This window comes from Aeromonas sp. S11(2024) (genome assembly GCF_041402345.1).
Taxonomy (GTDB): Bacteria; Pseudomonadota; Gammaproteobacteria; order Enterobacterales; family Aeromonadaceae; genus Aeromonas; species Aeromonas veronii.
Map to the genome: position 1 here is coordinate 67127 of NZ_JBGLRC010000010.1, position 18508 is coordinate 85634.

Annotated in this window: 18 protein-coding genes; 14 read left to right on the plus strand and 4 right to left on the minus strand. The window is 61.0% G+C overall.

The features are described from left to right. Positions 1–183 precede the first annotated feature (183 nt). From ACB040_RS10605 to tldD, 10 genes are all read left to right on the plus strand, one after another. Entirely contained in the window at positions 184–1224 is a 1041-nt protein-coding gene (locus tag ACB040_RS10605; protein ID WP_005340051.1) for a rod shape-determining protein, read from the plus strand. A gap of 42 nt (positions 1225–1266) precedes the next feature. Next, a complete protein-coding gene (gene mreC, locus ACB040_RS10610; RefSeq protein ID WP_005340053.1) occupies positions 1267–2157 on the plus strand; it encodes a rod shape-determining protein MreC in 891 nt (296 codons plus the stop codon). Beyond that, entirely contained in the window at positions 2157–2642 is a 486-nt protein-coding gene (gene mreD, locus ACB040_RS10615; protein ID WP_005340054.1) for a rod shape-determining protein MreD, read from the plus strand. Before mreC ends, mreD begins: the two co-directional genes overlap by 1 nt. A gap of 2 nt (positions 2643–2644) precedes the next feature. Further along, a complete protein-coding gene (locus ACB040_RS10620) occupies positions 2645–3232 on the plus strand; it encodes a nucleoside triphosphate pyrophosphatase (RefSeq protein WP_005340055.1) in 588 nt (195 codons plus the stop codon). 95 nt (positions 3233–3327) lie between these two features. After that, positions 3328–4797, plus strand: coding sequence for a ribonuclease G (gene rng / locus ACB040_RS10625; RefSeq protein WP_005340056.1), 1470 nt, complete (start codon positions 3328–3330; stop codon positions 4795–4797). Beyond that, positions 4798–8694 (plus strand): YhdP family protein, encoded by a 3897-nt coding sequence (locus ACB040_RS10630; protein WP_338772843.1) that lies wholly within the window; start codon positions 4798–4800, stop codon positions 8692–8694. Between the two features lie 25 nt (positions 8695–8719). Then, complete coding sequence (locus tag ACB040_RS10635; RefSeq protein ID WP_058056309.1) at positions 8720–9052, plus strand: Dabb family protein; 333 nt, start codon at positions 8720–8722, stop codon at positions 9050–9052. Next, complete coding sequence (locus tag ACB040_RS10640) at positions 9049–9636, plus strand: nucleotidyltransferase domain-containing protein (RefSeq protein WP_139740294.1); 588 nt, start codon at positions 9049–9051, stop codon at positions 9634–9636. The genes ACB040_RS10635 and ACB040_RS10640 overlap by 4 nt, the downstream gene beginning before the upstream one ends. 19 nt (positions 9637–9655) lie before the next feature. Continuing rightward, positions 9656–10489 (plus strand): carbon-nitrogen hydrolase family protein, encoded by an 834-nt coding sequence (locus ACB040_RS10645; protein WP_201954098.1) that lies wholly within the window; start codon positions 9656–9658, stop codon positions 10487–10489. Positions 10490–10622: 133 nt separating this feature from the next. Next, positions 10623–12071 carry a metalloprotease TldD gene (gene tldD, locus ACB040_RS10650; RefSeq protein ID WP_323888150.1) on the plus strand — a complete coding sequence of 483 codons (1449 nt, stop codon included), beginning with the start codon at positions 10623–10625 and terminating at the stop codon, positions 12069–12071. A 132-nt stretch (positions 12072–12203) separates the two neighbouring features. Here tldD and ACB040_RS10655 read toward each other — a convergent pair whose 3' ends face one another. The 3 genes from ACB040_RS10655 to ACB040_RS10665 all read right to left on the minus strand — a co-directional run bounded on the left by ACB040_RS10655 (position 12204) and on the right by ACB040_RS10665 (position 14747). Further along, positions 12204–12407 carry a hypothetical protein gene (locus ACB040_RS10655; RefSeq protein ID WP_005340062.1) on the minus strand — a complete coding sequence of 68 codons (204 nt, stop codon included), beginning with the start codon at positions 12405–12407 and terminating at the stop codon, positions 12204–12206. Between the two features lie 159 nt (positions 12408–12566). Then, positions 12567–13289 carry a MarC family NAAT transporter gene (locus ACB040_RS10660; RefSeq protein WP_371154707.1) on the minus strand — a complete coding sequence of 241 codons (723 nt, stop codon included), beginning with the start codon at positions 13287–13289 and terminating at the stop codon, positions 12567–12569. Between the two features lie 138 nt (positions 13290–13427). Beyond that, positions 13428–14747: an MFS transporter gene (locus ACB040_RS10665; RefSeq protein ID WP_371154705.1), complete on the minus strand. Its 1320-nt coding sequence runs from the start codon at positions 14745–14747 to the stop codon at positions 13428–13430. A 166-nt stretch (positions 14748–14913) separates the two neighbouring features. On the opposite strand from ACB040_RS10665, the gene ACB040_RS10670 reads away from it, so the two are divergent. Both ACB040_RS10670 and aphA read left to right on the plus strand, forming a co-directional pair. Beyond that, positions 14914–15588, plus strand: a complete 675-nt coding sequence (locus tag ACB040_RS10670; RefSeq protein ID WP_371154765.1) for an ATP-binding protein — start codon at positions 14914–14916, stop codon at positions 15586–15588. 106 nt (positions 15589–15694) lie between these two features. Beyond that, positions 15695–16414 (plus strand): acid phosphatase AphA, encoded by a 720-nt coding sequence (aphA, locus tag ACB040_RS10675; protein ID WP_181363610.1) that lies wholly within the window; start codon positions 15695–15697, stop codon positions 16412–16414. A 72-nt stretch (positions 16415–16486) separates the two neighbouring features. Here aphA and ACB040_RS10680 read toward each other — a convergent pair whose 3' ends face one another. Beyond that, the gene (locus tag ACB040_RS10680) at positions 16487–16753 is read right to left on the minus strand and encodes a hypothetical protein (protein ID WP_005348674.1); all 267 of its coding nucleotides are present in this window, start codon (positions 16751–16753) and stop codon (positions 16487–16489) included. A 169-nt stretch (positions 16754–16922) separates the two neighbouring features. On the opposite strand from ACB040_RS10680, the gene ACB040_RS10685 reads away from it, so the two are divergent. Both ACB040_RS10685 and ACB040_RS10690 read left to right on the plus strand, forming a co-directional pair. Further along, a complete protein-coding gene (locus ACB040_RS10685; protein ID WP_005357745.1) occupies positions 16923–17744 on the plus strand; it encodes an HDOD domain-containing protein in 822 nt (273 codons plus the stop codon). A 128-nt stretch (positions 17745–17872) separates the two neighbouring features. Beyond that, on the plus strand, positions 17873–18370 hold the full coding sequence (locus ACB040_RS10690) for a GNAT family N-acetyltransferase (protein ID WP_064338887.1): 498 nt from the start codon (positions 17873–17875) through the stop codon (positions 18368–18370). Positions 18371–18508 lie beyond the last annotated feature (138 nt).

Genomic DNA, 18508 nt, shown 5'->3' on the forward strand with positions numbered 1-18508 from the left:
CTCAACAGCATCCCCCTAAATCCTTGTTTATTAGTGTTTGCAAGCGTGTGCGAGTGAGTGATGACTCGCATTTTTGTCGCGCCTGATTGATTGGCGACAGTTTGAGCGCTTGCCCATTGGGGTGGGCATTGGTAAAGTTAGCCGGTTTTCTGCACCTCCAAATTCTTAGGATTTCCCGTAGCCATGTTCAAAAAGCTCAGAGGCGTCTTTTCCAACGATCTGTCGATCGATTTGGGAACTGCCAACACCCTGATCTATGTAAAAGATCAAGGGATCGTCCTTAACGAACCCTCAGTTGTCGCCATTCGCCAAGAGCGCGGGAACGCCAAATCGGTCGCTGCTGTCGGTCATGCCGCCAAGCAGATGCTGGGCCGTACCCCGGGCAACATCTCCGCGATCCGCCCGATGAAAGATGGCGTGATCGCCGATTTCTACGTGACCGAGAAGATGCTGCAGCACTTCATCAAACAGGTTCACGACAACAACTATTTCCGCCCCAGCCCACGTGTGCTGGTGTGTGTACCGTGCGGTTCCACCCAGGTTGAGCGTCGCGCCATCAAGGAGTCCGCACTGGGCGCCGGTGCCCGCGAGGTCTACCTGATCGACGAGCCTATGGCTGCTGCCATCGGTGCCGGCCTGCCGGTGTCCGAAGCGACCGGTTCCATGGTGGTCGATATCGGTGGTGGTACCACTGAAGTGGCCATCATCTCCCTGAACGGTGTGGTCTACTCCCAGTCCGTCCGTATCGGTGGCGACAAGTTTGACGAGGCGATCATCAGCTACGTCCGTCGCAACTACGGCAGCCTGATCGGTGAAGCGACTGCCGAGCGCATCAAGCACGAGATCGGCTCCGCCTATCCGGGCGAAGAGGTGCGCGAGATTGAAGTCCGTGGTCGCAACCTGGCCGAAGGTGTACCGCGCAGCTTCACCCTCAACTCCAACGAAATCCTGGAAGCGCTGCAAGAGCCGTTGTCCGGTATCGTGGCTGCCGTCATGGTGGCGCTGGAGCAGTCTCCGCCGGAACTGGCTTCCGACATCTCCGAGCGCGGCATGGTGCTGACCGGTGGTGGTGCGTTGCTGAAAGATATCGACCGTCTGCTGATGGAAGAGACCGGCATTCCTGTCGTCGTGGCCGAAGATCCCCTCACCTGTGTGGCCCGTGGCGGCGGCAAGGCGCTGGAGTTGATCGATATGCACGGTGGCGATCTGTTCCACTACGAATAAGACCCAAAGCCGGCCAGCGTGCCGGCTCTTTTTTGACGACCCATGAAACCCATTTTTGGTAGAGGCCCTTCGCTTCAGTTACGGTTGTTTCTCGCCGTCATCATCTCCATCGCTGCCATCGTCGCGGATTCCCGCTTCGGTGTGTTTACCCATGTCCGCGTCTACCTCAGTTCGTTAGTCAGTCCCCTGCAATACATGGCCAATGCGCCGGGTACCCTGCTCGACACCATGTCGACCCAGGTGCAGACCCGCGCCGATCTCATCGAGCAGACCAAGCAGCAGGAGCAACAGCTGTTTACCCTGCGTGCCCGTCTACTCAAAATGGATCAGCTGGAGCACGAGAACCAAAGGCTGCGTGAGCTGCTCGGTTCGCCGGTGCACAAGGAGTCCCGCAAGATGGTGGCCGAGCTGCTGTCGGTGGATTCCGACCCCTTCAGCCATCAGGTGCTGATCAACAAGGGGGCGCTGGATGGCGTCTACAACGGTCAGGCGGTGATCAACGATCAGGGGGTGATTGGTCAGGTGCTCCACGTGGGCTCCACCACCAGTCGCGTGCTGCTGATCACCGACTCCAGCCACGGCATTCCGGTGCGGGTGCTGCGCAACGACTTGCGCGCCATTGCCTCCGGCAGTGGCGAGCTCGACAAGCTTGAGCTGCGCAACCTGCCGCGCAACACCGATATTCAGGTGGGTGATCTGCTGGTCACCTCGGGTCTGGGTGGCCGTTTCCCGGAAGGTTATCCGGTGGCGACTGTGACCCGCTCCGAGTATGTGGAGGGCAAGCCCTTCGCTCAGGTCGAGGCCAAGCCGCTGGTGGAGCTGGACAGACTGCGTTATCTGCTGCTGCTGTGGACCGACAAGAAGCCTGAAGTACATGATGAGGATGGCGAACGGGCGGCTCCCGCTGCGTCCGCCGCAGGAGCCACCCGCTAATGCTAGAACCCGCCAGCGGCAGGATCTGGATCTGGATCTCGATCCTGCTGGCCTTGAGCCTGTCGATCCTGCCGCTTCCTTTTGAATTTGACCCCTTCCGTCCGGACTGGCTGGCCATGGTGCTCATCTACTGGGCACTGGCCTTGCCGCACCGGACCAACGTCGGCACCGCCTGGGTGGCGGGCCTGCTGCTGGATGTGCTGCTTGGCAGCACCCTCGGCGTGCGGGCGATGGCGATGGCCATCACCACCTATCTGGCGGCCTTCCAGTTCCAGAAGATCCGCAACTTCTCCCTCTGGCAGCAGGCGCTGATCATCGGTGGCCTCTCGCTGGTGGGTAAAATGACGGTATTCTGGGCCGAGCATCTGTTCAGCCAGGCCAGTCTCAACTTCTCCTACTTTTGGTCGACGTTGACGACGATGCTAATATGGCCCTGGGTGTTTCTGGTGCTGCGCAAGGTGCGGCGCCGCTTCAATATCAGGTAAATATGAATAAAAACAACGAACCACAACTCTATCTCGCCTCGGCTTCTCCCCGTCGCCGTGAACTGCTGACCCAGATTGGCTACCGCTTCGAGGTGCTGAAACTGGATGTGCCCGAGCAGCGGGAAGAGGGTGAAAAGGCGCAGGATTACGTCTGCCGCCTCGCCCGTGACAAGGCGATGGCGGGCGTGGCGTGTGCGCCGACGGCGTTGCCGGTGCTGGGTGCCGACACCATAGTGGTGCTGGGCGACCGGGTACTGGAGAAACCGTCCGATCTGCTGGATGCCAAAGATATGCTGGAGTCCCTCTCCGGCAAGGTGCATCAGGTGATGACGGCGGTAGCGCTGGCCAGCAAGGATCGTTGTGACGTGCGTCTGGTCACCACCAACGTGGCGTTTCGCAAGCTGGACGAGGCCGAGATCGAGGCCTACTGGCAGACCGGTGAGCCCTGTGACAAGGCCGGGGCTTATGGCATTCAGGGTATTGCCGGCAAGTTTGTCAGCCGCATCGAAGGGAGCTATAGCGCCGTGGTCGGCCTGCCCCTGCTGGAGACAGACCTGCTGATCAAGCATCATCTGGAACAGCTCAAATAATTTCCCGTCAGCTGTGCTCTGCTGCGTTTCTCCCTTGCGCGCGTTGTACCGGATTGGCTCTATAGAATTCAAAACTGGAACAGGCAAGGTTACTTATGTCGGTAGAACTGCTGGTTAACGTTACCCCCTCCGAAACCCGGGTCGCTCTGGTCGAAAACGGTCTGCTGCAGGAAGTGCATGTAGAGCGTCAGGCCAAGCGCGGCATTGTCGGCAATATCTACAAAGGCAAGATCAGTCGGGTGCTGCCCGGTATGCAGGCGGCCTTCGTCGATATCGGCATGGACAAGGCAGCTTTTTTGCACGCCTCTGATATCGTCCCCCACACCGAGTGTGTGGCGGTGAAGGAGAAGGAGCAGTTCCAGGTCGGTAACATCGCCGAGCTGGTGCGTCAGGGGCAGGACATCATGGTGCAGGTGGTGAAAGATCCGCTGGGTACCAAGGGTGCCCGTCTCACTACCGATATCACCCTGCCATCCCGCTATCTGGTCTTTATGCCGGGCAGTGCCCACGTCGGTGTCTCTCAACGTATCGAGTCCGAAGCGGAGCGGGAGCGCCTCAAGCGCACCGTAGCTGGTTATGTGGACGAGCTGGGTGGTTACATCATCCGTACCGCTGCCGAAGGGGTGGGGGAGCAGGAGCTGGAGCAGGATGCTGCCTTCCTGAAACGGCTGTGGCGCAAGATCCTCGAGCGCAAGCAGAAGTATCCCCCCTGCAAGATCCTCTACGAGGATCCCAGCCTGGCATTCCGTGTAGTGCGCGACTTTGTCGGTGCCGAGCTCGACAAGATCCGCGTTGACTCGCGCCAGAGCTTCGATCAGCTAAAGCGCTTCACCGAGGAGTATGTGCCGGAGCTGGCCAGCAAGCTGGAGTACTATCCCGGCGAGTCGCCCATCTTCGATCTCTACGACGTGGAGAACGAGATCCAGCGGGCGCTGGAGCGCAAGGTGGAGCTGAAATCCGGCGGCTACCTCATCATCGATCAGACCGAAGCCATGACCACGGTGGATATCAACACCGGCGCCTTTGTCGGCCATCGCAATCTGGAAGAGACCATCTTCAACACCAACGTCGAGGCAACGGCGGCCATCGCCCGTCATCTGCGCCTGCGCAACCTCGGCGGCATCATCATCATCGACTTCATCGACATGCAGTCGGAAGATCACCGCCGTCGGGTGTTGCACAGCCTGGAGCAGGCGTTGTCCAAGGATCGCGCCAAGACCAACGTCAACGGCTTCTCCCAGCTCGGTCTGGTGGAGATGACCCGCAAGCGCACCCGCGAGAGTCTGGAGCATGTGCTCTGCTCCGAGTGCCCCGAGTGCAAGGGACGCGGCCGGGTCAAGACGGTGGAGTCGGTCTGCTTCGAGATCCTGCGGGAGATCATCCGGGTCAATCGTGCCTACGATGCGGATCAGTTCACCGTCTACGCGGCCCCGGCCGTGGCCGACTACCTCCATGGTGAGGAGTCCCACAGTCTGGCGGAGCTGGAAGTGTTCATCGGCAAGCAGGTGCGGGTAGTGAGCGAACCCCTCTGCGGTCAGGAGCAGTTCGACGTGGTGATGATGTAATTGGTCTATCGCTGGCTGAGTCGGGGCTGGTTGGCCCTGGGGGTCCTGTTCGTACTGATGGCCATGCTGGTCACCCTGGTACGGGTCGGGGGCCCTTTGCTGAATCAATACCGGGAGAGTCTGATCCACACTCTGCTGGGTGATTCACAACTCAAGGTCAGCGTGGAGCAAGTGGGGCTGGACTGGACACAGTCCGGGCCCGCCCTCGAACTGCAGCAACTCGCCATCGCCCCGGATTCGGGGCGTTTTGCCGTACAGCTCGGCAAAGCCTGGGTGCATCTCGACTTCTGGCGCACCATTAACGAGCTAAAGCCGGTGTTTGGCGAGCTGATCCTGAGCGATGGCGATATCACCATCGACTTGCGCCAACCGGCTGACGACAGCCCCTCCGGCGATCCCCAGCAGGGTGCCCTGCTGCGCTTTCTGCTGACCCAGCTCTCTACCTTCGATGTGCATAATACCCGCCTCAGCGTCACCACCTCCCTCGGTGATCTGCGCGCCCTCGACATCGCCCAACTGCGCTGGCAGAACCGTGGCAAGCGCCATCAGGGGGTCGGCAAGGCTTACCTCATCAACGGGGTGGGCGAGAGCACCCTCGATCTGATTCTGGATGTGGACGCCCCGACTGCCCGGCTCGATCGCCTCAAGGGGCAGCTCTATCTGGGGGCCCGCCAGCTCGATATCACCCCGACCCTGGCCAAAATCCATGCGGGCGAACCCAAGGTTGCCGGTCAGCTCGACTTCCAGCTCTGGAGCGAGTTTGACAGCGGCAAGCTGGGCAATACCCTGCTGGCGTTTGGCAACAATTACCTGATCTGGAAGGATCCCAAGAAAGGGGATATGCACCGCTTCGGCCTCGATGGCGGCAAGATCCAGCTGCGCCGTGAGGGCACCGACTGGCAACTGGCGAGCCATAACGTCACCTTCAAGCTGGATGGCAAGCCCTGGTTGCAGAGCCGCTTGCAGCTGGAGCGGATCGGGGATCGGGTGCAGGGCTATCTGCCCAGCATAGAGTTCGACAAGATCACCCAGATCAGTCAGCTGGTCTCGGCGCTCTACCCCACACTCTGCGAGACCCTGCGCCAAACCAATCCGCAGGGTTCGGTGCAGGAGCTGACGCTGCTGGCCAATGCCGATTGGCAGGATCTCTCCCTCAGTGGCCGCTTCAGCAAGGTGCGCCTCAAGGCGTGGCAGGATATACCCGGGATGCAGGATCTCAACGGCGAGTTCTGGCTTACCCCGAGCGGCGGTAGCGCCAGATTGGCGCTGGCGAACGACAAGGTGGATCCCGCCCGTCACTTCAAGATGCCGATCCCGGTCGACAACTTCTCGGCCCGCCTCGACTGGTGGCGCGAGGAACAGGGCTGGGTGCTCTACGGGCAGGATATCGCGCTGGATAACCCAGACCTGACCCTGTCCAGCCGTTTCCGCCTCGATCTGTTCGAGCACCCTTTCCTGGCCCTGACCGGCCGCATCGATGTGAAGAATGCGGGCCATGCGGATCGCTACTTCCCGCTGCAGGCGATGGACAAGGGGCTGGTGGATTACCTGAGCGGCGCCATCAAGGGGGGCAAGGCCAAGGGGGCCGACCTGCTCTGGTATGGCGAGTTTCGGGATTTCCCCTACGACAACGGAAAGGGCATCTTCCAGGTGGCGGTGCCGCTGGAGCAGGCCACCTACGAATTCTTCCCCGGTTGGCAACCGCTCACCGACCTGCAGATCGATCTCTTGTTCCAGAATGCCGGTCTCGATATGCGCAGCCGATCCACCAAACTCGGCAAGGCGAGCTCCGACTCGGTGCATGCCTGGATCCCGGATCTCTCCCCTGGTGCCCATCTCTATGTGGATGCCAAGGTGCAGGGCGAGGGCAAGGCCATCAGCGACTACCTGCAGGACTCCCCGCTGGGCAGTTCGGTAGGTCAGGCGCTGCGAGAGATCGAGATCCGCGGCCCGATGGCCGGTTCGGTCAAGCTCGATATTCCTCTCGATGGCGAGAGCGAGGTCAAGGCGAGCGGCGATGCCACCTTCAGCAACAACAAGGTGCGGGTTGCCAGTCTGGATCTGCCGCTGGAGAAGGTGCAGGGGCGCCTCGAATATGACAACGAACAGACCCGTTTCAGCAACCTCAAGGCGAGCCTGTGGAACCAGCCGCTGACCCTCGACTATCAGGGGCGCCAGCATCCGGATCACTATCAGGTCGACCTCGATTTCAAGGGGCAGTGGGATAGCCGCCGCCAGCCCGCTGCCATCTCCTCGTACGGTATCCTCAACGGTCGAAGCAACTGGGGCGGCAAGCTCGGGTTGACCCTGCCCGAGAGCAAGCCGCTGCGCTTCCAGCTGGCGCTCGACTCCAACCTGCAGGGGATGGGGCTGGATCTGCCGCTGCCGCTGGCCAAGAGCAGTGCCAGCCGGCTGCCGCTCAAGGTGATCGCTCGTGGCCGGGATGGCGGCGCCGACATTCGCGCAGTGCTGGGGGCTGATGTGGATATGCAGACCCGACTGGTCTACGGCGAAGGGGTGCCTTATCTTAGCCGGGTGCGGGTCGATGTGGGTCAGCCGGGCGCCCGGGTAATGCGCGATGCCCCCATGCTGCTCGCCATCAACCAGCAGGAGGCCGATGTCGGTGGCTGGCTGGCGCGACTCAAGCAGTGGCTACCCTCCGGCAATGCGCCGACCGGTACTGCCGTGGTTGGCCCCTCTTTCCTGCCGCAGGAGTGGTGGGTGGATGGCCAGCTGGCTCGCGCCTATATCGGCAGTGCCACCCTCAAGGCGGCGCGTTTCACCGTGGGGCCGACCAATCAGGCGACCGAAGTGATGATCGACAGCCCCGATGTGATGGGGGTGATCCGCCTGCCCGCAGTGGCCAATCGCCCGGTGGATGCCAAGTTTGCCCGCATCTACTGGTCTGGCAAGAGTTCGGATCTCAGCCCGGATCCCGATGCCAAACAGGACAACGCCATCATGGCATCCATCCCCTGGTTGAAGGTGAGCTGCGTCGATTGCCGCTTTGGCGAGCTACCTCTTGGGGAAGTGAAAGGGGAGCTGGTGCCCGGCGCCAACAAGGTGACCCTCAAGGGGCTGGATGTGCGGCTGGCGGGGAGTCAGCTCACCGGCAGCGTCGACTGGCTGGCCGATGGCAACCGGATGGAGACCCGCGCCCGTGGCAAGCTGACCAGCAACAACAGCGAACTGCTGCTCAAGCGGCTCGGCTACACCTCGCCCATCGGCGATGCCCCCGGCTCCCTCGCTTTTGATCTGAACTGGCAGGATGTGCCCTATCGCCCAAGCCTGCCGACCTTGGGGGGGCGTGCCAACTATCAGCTGGAGGGCGGCACCCTGCGGGAGGTCAACGACAAGGGGGCGCGACTGCTCTCCCTGCTCAGTCTCGACTCCCTGCTGCGCAAGCTGCGCCTCGATTTTCGCGATGTGTTCGACAAGGGCTTCTACTTCGAATCCATGTCTGCCTCTGCCAAGATCAAGCAGGGGGTGGTGGATAATCAGGACTTCTTCATGAAAGGGGCCGCCGGCAATCTGCGTGGCGAGGGGATTGCCGATCTGGTGCGCTGGCGGCTCGATTACGAGCTGAGCTTCTCCCCCAATCTGGGGGGCACCCTGCCGGTTGTGGCCGCCTTCTCCATCACGCCGGTGACCGGTCTTTATGTGCTGGCCCTCTCCAAGCTGCTGGAGCCGGTGGTGGACGTGGTGACCCGCATCGATTTTCGCATCTCGGGCCCGCTCGACGATCCCAAGCTGATCGAAGCTGGCCGGGATCGCGCTCGCATCAAGCTCAACCAGCAGCAGAAAGAGGCGGTCGATGCGGTGGCGCCCAAACTGCCTGCTGCCAAGAGCACTCCCTTTCTGCTGAATCCGCAACCGGGTGGCCCGAACCAGCCCTGACCTGCACCATCACAAGGAGTGAGCCATGATCCGACATATCCTGCTGATCGCCTTCAAGCCGGGCACCCAGCCTGCCCAGATAGATGCGGTGCGTACCGCCTTTCTCGCCATTCCCCATCAGGTCAGCGGCGTGACCGCCGTGGAGTGGGGTCGTGATGACAGCCCGGAGGGGCGAGCCGAGGGGTTTACCCACAGCGTGCTGATGACCTTCGCCGACGAAGCGGCCCGCCAGCGCTATCTGCCCCACCCGGATCACGATGCCCTCAAGGCCATCTTCCGTCCGGTGCTGGAGCGCATCATAGTGCTGGATTACACCCTGCAGGCAGGGGATCGGGTTGTGTCAGAGGGGCCGTTATGATGGTGGATGAGCACTGGGCTGCCATCCCGCCACTGCAGCGCGCACTGCTGGAATCAGTTATGAAACATGGCGCAGCCCATCCTGCGATTGATGCTGGGGTAGTGGTTGGGTCGCTCGCCAAGGGCAAGGCAGACAGGGTATCAGATGTCGATCTCTTGCTGCTGGCCGAGCCGGGCTTCCATAAGCAGGGAGACGAACTGGTGCGCACCATTGTGGGGGATCGGCCCATCTTTCACTGCTGGCAAGGAAGACATGAAGAGGTCTGTTCATACTGGCGCTTCATATTCCTCGACATGTCCAGCATCGAGATCCACATCCTTGATCGGGGGGCTGAGTTCCCCCTTGCCAAACCTTATTTGCCACTGTTCGATAAAACTTTCTCCCTTGGTGCGCTTGAGGTATCTGGCCCTGCCCCAAGCCATTGGGACTTTCCTGCCTATATGGCTGAAGGGGATGGCCTGGTGTGGGAGTTGTTCGATTGCCTCAAATGGGCGGAACGGGGCCAGCGTGGCTTGGTCAGACATCATCTTCGCAAGCTGCTGGCCGAGATGGATAAAGACCCGAATATTGTGGATCGTGATTAACGCGGACAAGGAGAGAGTCATGTGGTTAGCCGCAATACAGCTGGTATCTGGCCGTCGCTGGCAGGATAACCGGGAGCAGATCGCCGCCGAGCTGGCGGCCTTGCCCAAAGAGCGGCCACTGCTGGTGCTGCTGCCGGAGAACTTTGCCCTGTTTGGTGAACGGCAGGGCTATCTGGATGGTGCCGAGGCAATTGGCCCCGACCCCAGCCCCGATCTGGGCGGAGCCGCGCCCATCCAGCAACAACTGGCCGCATGGGCCCGAGAGTACGGCATCTGGCTGGTGGCGGGGGCTATGCCGACCACCATCGCCGGTTCAGACCATATCCACACCAGCTCGCTGGTGTTTGATCCAAGCGGTGAGCTCAGGAGCCACTACCACAAGATCCACCTGTTCGACGTGGATGTGGCGGACAATCACGGTCGCTACCGTGAGTCGGAGACCTTCAGCCCGGGGGAGGCGCCTGTGCTGGTGGACTCTCCCTTTGGTCCCCTCGCCCTCTCGATCTGTTATGATCTGCGCTTTCCCGAGCTCTACCGCCAGTTGGCCCGTGCCGGTGCCCGCGTGCTGCTGGTACCTGCCGCCTTTACCGCCGTGACCGGCGAGGCGCACTGGGAGCCACTGCTGCGGGCTCGCGCCATCGAAAACCAGTGCTACGTAGTCGCTGCCAATCAGGGCGGCACTCACGAAACGGGGCGCCAGACCTGGGGCCACAGCATGGTGATCGACCCCTGGGGTCGGGTGCTGGCGAGCAAAGAGTCCGGGCGCGGCACAGTGCTGGCGAAGATGGAGCCCGGATTTATCGACGAATTGCATCGCACCATGCCAGTGCTGCAACACGCCCGTTTGCTCTGATGGTGTGGTGAAAAATTGAAACGCAGCCGTTTGCCCGTGCTGGAGCATACCCGTTTGTTGTGATGGTGTGGCTTGTCGCCAACCCGTCGGCAAGACGATTTAAAACAGCTCGTTACGAGAGTGGAGAAGAAGATTGAGTCTATTGAGCCAGGTTAGTGCCTCCCTGTTGGCCCCGAACGATCTCGACGAAGGGCGCCTGCAGCAGCTGCTCGGCAGCCTGATGAGCCATCAGGTGGAGTTCGGCGATCTCTATTTCCAGCGCAGCTGGCACGAGTCCTGGATGCTGGAAGATGGCATCGTCAAGGATGGCAGCTACAACATCGATCAGGGGGTCGGGGTGCGCGCCGTCAGCGGCGAGAAGACTGGCTTCGCCTACTCGGACGAGCTGAGCCTGCTGGCGCTGCAACAGTCGGTGACTGCCGCTCGCGGCATCGCCGCAGCCGGTGCTCACGGCAAGGTGAAGGCGTGGGCGCGCACCGAAGCGAACCTGCTCTATCCGGCCATGGATCCGCTGCAGACCCTCGACAAGCACCAGAAGATTGCCCTGCTGGAGCAGATGGACAAGTTCGCCAGAAGTCTGGATCCCGCCATCAATCAGGTGATGGCCTCCATCAGCGGCGTCTACGAAGAGGTGCTGGTGGCAGCCACCGACGGCACCCTGGCTGCCGATGTGCGTCCGCTGGTGCGTCTGTCGGTGACCGTGATCGCCGAGAAGGGCGATCGCCGCGAGCGTGGCAGTGCCGGTGGCGGCGGGCGCTTTGGTTACGACTGGTTCCTCGAACTGGACGGGCTGGAGAGCCGCGCTTTTGGCTATGTGCGTGAGGCGGTGCGTCAGGCGCTGGTCAATCTGGAAGCCATCGACGCGCCAGCCGGCACCATGCCGGTGGTGCTGGGTGCCGGCTGGCCTGGTGTGCTGCTGCATGAGGCGGTGGGTCACGGTCTGGAGGGCGATTTCAACCGCAAGGGCTCTTCCGCATTTGCCGGTCGCATCGGCGAGCAGGTGGCCTCCAAGCACTGCACCATCGTCGATGACGGCACCCTGCCGGGTCGGCGTGGCTCCGTCAGCATAGATGACGAGGGGACGCCGGGTGGCTACAACGTGCTGATCGAGAACGGTATCCTCAAGGGCTATCTGCAAGACAAGCAGAACGCCCGCCTGATGGGTGTGCCACTCACCGGCAACGGGCGCCGCGAATCCTACGCTGCCATGCCGATGCCGCGCATGACCAACACCTACATGTTGGCGGGTCAGTACGATCCGGCCGAGATCATCGCCTCGGTGAAGAAGGGCATCTATGCCCCCAACTTCGGCGGCGGTCAGGTGGATATCACCTCCGGCAAGTTTGTCTTCTCCGCCTCCGAGGCCTACCTCATCGAGGATGGCAAGATCACCGCCCCCATCAAGGGCGCGACCCTGATCGGCAACGGCCCCGAGGCGATGAGCCAAGTATCCATGGTGGGTAGCGATCTTGCACTGGATCGCGGAGTCGGTATCTGCGGAAAAGAGGGGCAGAGCGTGCCGGTCGGTGTCGGCCAGCCCACCCTCAAACTGGATCAGCTCACCGTGGGTGGCACTTCGTAGGTTTTGGTTAGCCGCGCAGCGGCGTAACCCGACGCATTCAAACCCCGGCTCTTGCCGGGGTTTTGCTATTCAGAGAACCACAGGCAACAAAAAGCCCCGGTCGTTGGACCGGGGCTGGCGGGCTATTCGGTATCAGTTGACGGATATGGCGCGGGCGTCGATGAAATAGCGAGCGTTACCCTGTTTGTCGATCTGGATTTTGGCAACCAGCTGCTCTTGATCTTTATATTCCCAGCGTTGCTCGATCTTGGCGAGGGATGGGCTCGCAATCCCAACCACGTTCAGGTACTCGTGAAACAGGCTATGGCTCCCTATTTCGGTCAGCATCTTGTCCATCTGCATACTCTCCTGAAGTTGAGTGGGTATTCATCAACAAACCTATCAGCGTCCATCTGAATACAGTCTGTATGAAAAACAAACTAACTCATTTGTGTGTCAATAACATGATCAGGAACAAGATCAGTGCAGATCGTCAGGGACTTTTTGATACCGTTTTCAATCAGGGCCGGTGGGCTTTTGCGGCAACTGATCAAACGTGCCGGAAGCCTTTGGGAGCGCCGGTGCGGTTTGCACGGCCTGGCCGTTGTGGAAGACCGGATCCTGTGCCACTTCCTTGATGCCGTTGATGCAAAACTGCATACCCATGCAGACCAGCAGGAAACCCATGATACGGGTCATGGCATCGATGCCGGTGGCGCCCAGGATCTTGCAGACCGGATCCGCCAGCTTCAATACTCCCCAGCTGATCAGGCTCATCAGGGCAAACGCCGTTACCACACCGGCGTAGATGGTGAGGCGGTTGTACTCGTCAGGCAGCTCGGCAATCTGGGCTGCCCCGCTTATTACCAGCGCCATGGTGCCCGGCCCGCACATGCTGGGCATGGTGAGCGGTACGAAGGCAATGCTCTGGTTTATATCGACCCCGCTCTGCTGGCTGGGGGCGGGGAACAGCATGCGAAAGCCGATAAAGCCGATGATGAGGCCACCGGCCAGGCGCAAGCCCGGAATGGAGATCCCGAACAGATCCAGGATCGAGGATCCGATAAAGAAGGTGATGCAGAGGGTGCAGAACAGATAGATGGCGGCCAGATTGACCTGACGGCGCACGTGTTCGCGCGACATCCCCTTGCTCAGTCCCAGCAGCAGGGTGGCCGTGGTGGGCGGGTTGACCATGGGCAGCAGCGCCAGCAAGGTGAGTAATACGACCTGAAAGAACATCTTGAGCCTCGGATAAAGAGTTGGACGTCATGGGGCGACGCGGGTGGCAGGCCCCAGAGGGAGGCTATCTTATGCTGGTGAAACTGAACATAAGCAGTACAAAAAAGCCCCGGCAGATGCCAGGGCTTGTTGTTCGGGTCAGGCCGCTTGCGGCGCTTGCTGCTGCCGGATGGCCCGTTGCTGGAACCAGAGCCAGAGACCGATGGCGAAACCCAGCACTGACAGACTCACCACATAGTGGGAGGGGGCCAGCATGTCGCTCTTCATCCAGAGGGTCACCGCCATCGGGGTGAGGCCGCCGAAGATGGCGTAGGCCACGTTGTAGGAGAACGACAAGCCGGAGAAGCGCACCACCGGCGGGAAGGCGTTGACCATCACGTAAGGCACGGCACCGACAATCCCGACCGCAAAGCCCGCCAGCATGTAGAGCGGCACCAGCGGGCTCGTGCCTGCCGCCAGACCGTGATAGAAGGTGTAGCTGGAGCCTGCCAGCAGCAAGGAACCGAGCATGAAGGTGATACCGCTGCCCAGCAGGTCGATCAGTCGGCCATAGACGATGCAGCCGAGGGTCAGGGCCACGATGGCCAGCGAGTTGGCGGTCAGGGCGTCGGCCGGGCTGATGCTATAGACCTTCTGCAGATAGGTCGGGGTCATCAGGATCACCACCACGATCCCGGCGGAGAGCAGCCAGGTCAGCAGCATGGAGACCACCACGCTGCTCTTGTGATTGCGCAGCACCGTCTTGAGGGGCAGCTCGTCAGCCAGGGTCTTGTTGGCTTGCATCTCGGCGAAGACCGGGGTCTCGTGCAACCAGCGACGCAGGTACATGGCGACGATGCCGAAGATACCGCCCAGCAGGAAGGGCACTCGCCAGCCCCACTCGCTCACTTCGGCCGGGGTCAGGCTCTTGTTGACCGCAGTGGCGATGAGGGAGCCGAGCAGGATGCCAGCCGTCAATCCCGCCGTGAGCGTGCCGCAGGCGACCCCGATCCGACGGGCAGGAACGTGCTCGGCGACAAATACCCAGGCGCCGGGCACTTCACCGCCGATGGCGGCGCCTTGCAGGATCCGCAGTCCCAGCAGGGCGATGGGGGCACCGATGCCGAGCACCGCATAGGTGGGCAGCAGACCGATCAACAGGGTCGGCAGCGCCATCATGATGATGCTGAGGGTGAACATCCGCTTGCGGCCGATGAGATCGCCAAAGTGGGCCATGATGATGCCGCCGAGCGGGCGAGCCAGATAACCGGCGGCGAAGATGCCGAAGGTCTGGAACTGGCGCAGCCACTCGGGAATATCGGCCGGGAAGAACAGCTCGCCGATGACCACGGCGAAGAAGACGAAGATGATGAAGTCGTAAAACTCCAGCGCGCCGCCGAGGGCAGCCAGACTCAGGGTTTTGTAATCCTGTCGATTGAGGGGGCGGGCGTGATCGTGTTGTTGTATGGTCGTGGTCATATCCGTATGTTTCCCATCGGTTTTTTTAGTTATTGTCACCCCGGATAAGGGGCATATACAGGTGATCGAGAGTATGCTGCCTGCCTCTTGTGTGTAAATCGCGCAATTCGCAACACTGTCTTGCATCTTTTTGGGGCAATCCGAGTGCCCCGCTGGCGGAGGTATGATGGAAAAGAAACGGGTACTGCTCTCCTGGAGCAGCGGCAAGGATTGCGCATGGGCACTGCATCAGTTGCGGCAAGATCCCGCCATCGAAGTGGTGGGGCTGTTTACCACCCTCAATCAGGCATTCGAGCGGGTGGCGATGCACGGGGTGCGCAAGCAGCTGTTGACCGAGCAGGCCGCCTGCGTCGGGCTGCCCCTCATCACCATCGATCTGCCCTGGCCCTGCAGCAACGAGGATTACGCCCGCATCATGACCGGCTTTATCGCCGATGTGGTGGCACAGGGGATCCGCCATATGGCCTTTGGCGACTTGTTCCTCGAGGATGTGCGCGCCTACCGTGAAAAGCAGCTGGCAGGCACCGGCATCGAACCACTGTTCCCGCTCTGGGGCAGCAATACCCGTGAACTGGCGCCGCAGATGGTGGCCGCTGGGTTGAAGGCGCGGATCAGTGTTCTCGACCCGAACAAGCTGGATGCCAGCCTGGGTGGCCATGACTTTGACGAGGTGCTGCTGGCGGCGCTGCCGGAGGGGGTCGATCCGTGCGGCGAGAACGGCGAGTTTCACACCCTGGCCTATGATGGCCCCATGTTCTCCCGTCCGCTCGGCATTCGGGTCGGTGAAACAGTGCTGCGCGACGGCTTTGTCTTTACCGATCTGCTGCCAATCAAGGATTAATTGTCGGGCGTCAAATGCTCCCTTTTGCAGGAGCATTCACAGATTTGAAGGGCGGGATGGGGGCACTATTAGCCCCCTCTTTTGATTGAAGATGACAACCTGCCTTATGAAACACCTCTCTCGTCCGGCGCTGCTTGCCTCCTTGCTGGCTGCGGCCCTCTCTCTGCCTGCCGTCGCGGGTCAAGCCGCTACCGTTCAGCCTATCCCTGCCGGTGTCACCACCGTCACCTTGGCCCAGCAGGCGCCGATACACTGGGTGTCAGTGGAGCAGATTGCCAAGAGTCTGGATGGCCTGCCCCCGATGGCAGTCGGGTTTGATATCGACGATACCCTGCTCTTCTCCAGCCCGGGTTTTTATCGCGGCAAACAGGAGTTCTCGCCCAACGACGAGAGCTATCTGAAGAACCCCGCCTTCTGGGAGAAGATGAACAATGGCTGGGATGCGTTCAGCATGCCGAAAGAGGTGGGCAAGGCGCTCATCGCCATGCATCTCAAGCGCGGTGACCACATCTATTTCGTCACCGGTCGCTCGGCCACCAAGACCGAAACCGTGAGCCAGACTCTGCAGCAGACCATGAATATTCCGGCCGACCAGCTCAATCCGGTGATCTTCGCTGGTGATCAGCCGGGCCAGAACACCAAGGTGCAATGGCTCAAGGATAAGCAGATGAAGCTCTTCTACGGCGACGCCGATGGGGATATCAAGGCGGCGCAGGAGGTCGGCATTCGCGGCATTCGTCTGCTGCGGGCCGCCAACTCCAGCTATCGGCCACTGCCGTTGGCAGGGGCGCTGGGGGAAGAGGTGATCATCAACTCCCAGTTCTGATCCGGAGTGGATCCATGCAAAAGGGCGGGGCCATTGGCACCCGCCCTTTTTGCACCCGTCATCCAGCTCGGGTCAGTCGTCTGCCCACGGCATCTCGGGCAGGCTGTCGAGGAACTCGCCGTAACGGGTCAGATTGAAGGGGCCCTGATCGGCCTCCATCGCCATCAGCTCGGCACCGAGGGCGCAGGCGATATATTGCAGCGCCTCTTCCCGCGGGGTGCCCTTCATTACCAGCCGCATCAGGGTCGCCTTCACATGGGGCGGGTGACCGTCGTTGAGCTGGTTCTCCACCATCTCCAGCAGCGCGTCTTCATCAAAAAATTCCTGAGTGTCGTTCATGGGATATCCGCAACAGTGAATGTGGCGGCCAGTATAGCCTGAATGTGACTAACACCTTGAATGACCAGCGAATAAACAATCTGATGGGGAGGCCATTTGTTACCCATAATTAGGAGGAGTTTGCCAAGGCAAACAGGTTGGAACACAGATAACATGGATGGACACGCCTATGCCCACGATAGATTCCCTGCTGGCCGAGCCCAAGCTACTGCCCCAGATCCCGGAAGTGATGCGCGATTTGATCCAGACCTTCAATGAAAAGGATCCGGATCTGCTCAAGATCAGCAAGTTGATCAACAAGGACCCTGTCATCTCCGCCAAGTTGCTGCGCCTGGCCAACTCGGCCAAATTCGGCAGCAGTCGTCAGATCGGCACCGTCAATGAAGCCGCAGTGCGGCTTGGATTGGCGATGGTACGCAACATGGTGCTGGCCTGCGGGCTCACCGAGTCGGTCACTGCGGTGCCCGGCATTGACCTCAAACATTTCTGGGGCTGCGTCTTCAATGTGGCGGAGCTGGCCCGTCGTCTGGCGGTGAAGAAGGGGATGAAGGGGGATGAGGTCTTTACTTGCGCCCTGCTCTATGACCTTGGCCGACTGGTGATGCACGTAGGCCTGCCGGAAAACACAGTTCACCACATTCACGATCTGGAGTTGCACAAGGGACGGGCCAAGGCGGAAGAGCTGGTGGTCGGCTTCAACTATGCCCAGGTCGGGGCGGCCATGGCACGTTACTGGAAGTTCCCCGAGACCATCAGCAATGCGGTGGAGTATCACTACAACCCCATGCTGGCCAAGGAGTTCTCCGCCGAGGCCGGGTTGATCCATCTGGCGATCGTGCTGGCTGCGCAATCCGATGTGGGGGAAGAGGCGCCGCCCGAGTGGCCCCACAAAGTGGCAGACGCGCTGGGGCTGAGCTGGGCCGATTGTGCCGCCCAGTTCACTGCGCTGCGCGAGCAGGGTAATGGCTATGCCGGGTTGCTGGCTGCCTGAGCCCGTTTATCCCATCTCATCAGGGGCCAACATGGCCCCTTTTTCATGGCCGATGGTGCCACAGGCTTGCCAGCCCGGGAGTGACGGGGCACTCTTTGCCCTTCACTTTCCGTTTGAGAGCCCTTGCCATGATTGCCTCCGCCCGCCTGATCCTGCGCGAAATGATCGCCACCGATGCCCCCTTCATCCTTGAGCTGCTCAATGACGGTGACTTCTATCGCTACATCGGTGATCGGGGCATTCGTACCCTCGAACAGGCGCAGGAGTATATCCAGCAGGGGCCGGCAGTCAGCTATGCCCGCTATGGTCACGGACTCTATCTGGTGGAGCGCAAGGAGGACGGTGCCAGCCTCGGTATTTGCGGCCTGATCAAGCGCGACACCCTGGAGCAGGTCGATATCGGTTACGCCTTCCTGCCGCAATATCGCGGTCAGGGCTACGCCATTGAAGCGGCGCAGGCCGCCCTTGCCGATGGCAAAAGCCGGTTGGGGATCGGGCAGGTAGTTGCCATCGTCACTCCGGGCAACGAGCGATCCATCGGCCTGTTGGCCAAGCTGGGGCTGGTGCGCAGTCGACTGGTCAAGTTGAGCGAAGATGCCGATGAGTGCCTGCTGCTGGAGCAGTGATCAAGGTCAGAGAGCGGGGAAGCGAATGGCTAGGCGGCTGTCAGGCTGAGTGACAAGCAAGAGCCCGGGTCTGGCGAAAGGAGTAAGAGAAGCAAAGAGGCCGCCGTGAGTTGCGGCCTGTCTGCATCGGGCGCTGCC

Bases quoted from the DNA above. Each gene is read 5' to 3' on its own strand.
- ACB040_RS10605 (WP_005340051.1), top strand. From the start codon at position 184: ATGTTCAAAAAGCTCAGAGGCGTCTTTTCCAACGATCTGTCGATCGAT.
- mreC (WP_005340053.1), top strand. From the start codon at position 1,267: ATGAAACCCATTTTTGGTAGAGGCCCTTCGCTTCAGTTACGGTTGTTT.
- mreD (WP_005340054.1), top strand. From the start codon at position 2,157: ATGCTAGAACCCGCCAGCGGCAGGATCTGGATCTGGATCTCGATCCTG.
- ACB040_RS10620 (WP_005340055.1), top strand. From the start codon at position 2,645: ATGAATAAAAACAACGAACCACAACTCTATCTCGCCTCGGCTTCTCCC.
- rng (WP_005340056.1), top strand. From the start codon at position 3,328: ATGTCGGTAGAACTGCTGGTTAACGTTACCCCCTCCGAAACCCGGGTC.
- ACB040_RS10635 (WP_058056309.1), top strand. From the start codon at position 8,720: ATGATCCGACATATCCTGCTGATCGCCTTCAAGCCGGGCACCCAGCCT.
- ACB040_RS10640 (WP_139740294.1), top strand. From the start codon at position 9,049: ATGATGGTGGATGAGCACTGGGCTGCCATCCCGCCACTGCAGCGCGCA.
- ACB040_RS10645 (WP_201954098.1), top strand. From the start codon at position 9,656: ATGTGGTTAGCCGCAATACAGCTGGTATCTGGCCGTCGCTGGCAGGAT.
- ACB040_RS10655 (WP_005340062.1), bottom strand. From the start codon at position 12,407: ATGGACAAGATGCTGACCGAAATAGGGAGCCATAGCCTGTTTCACGAG.
- ACB040_RS10660 (WP_371154707.1), bottom strand. From the start codon at position 13,289: ATGTTCTTTCAGGTCGTATTACTCACCTTGCTGGCGCTGCTGCCCATG.
- ACB040_RS10665 (WP_371154705.1), bottom strand. From the start codon at position 14,747: ATGACCACGACCATACAACAACACGATCACGCCCGCCCCCTCAATCGA.
- ACB040_RS10670 (WP_371154765.1), top strand. From the start codon at position 14,914: ATGGAAAAGAAACGGGTACTGCTCTCCTGGAGCAGCGGCAAGGATTGC.
- aphA (WP_181363610.1), top strand. From the start codon at position 15,695: ATGAAACACCTCTCTCGTCCGGCGCTGCTTGCCTCCTTGCTGGCTGCG.
- ACB040_RS10680 (WP_005348674.1), bottom strand. From the start codon at position 16,753: ATGAACGACACTCAGGAATTTTTTGATGAAGACGCGCTGCTGGAGATG.
- ACB040_RS10685 (WP_005357745.1), top strand. From the start codon at position 16,923: ATGCCCACGATAGATTCCCTGCTGGCCGAGCCCAAGCTACTGCCCCAG.
- ACB040_RS10690 (WP_064338887.1), top strand. From the start codon at position 17,873: ATGATTGCCTCCGCCCGCCTGATCCTGCGCGAAATGATCGCCACCGAT.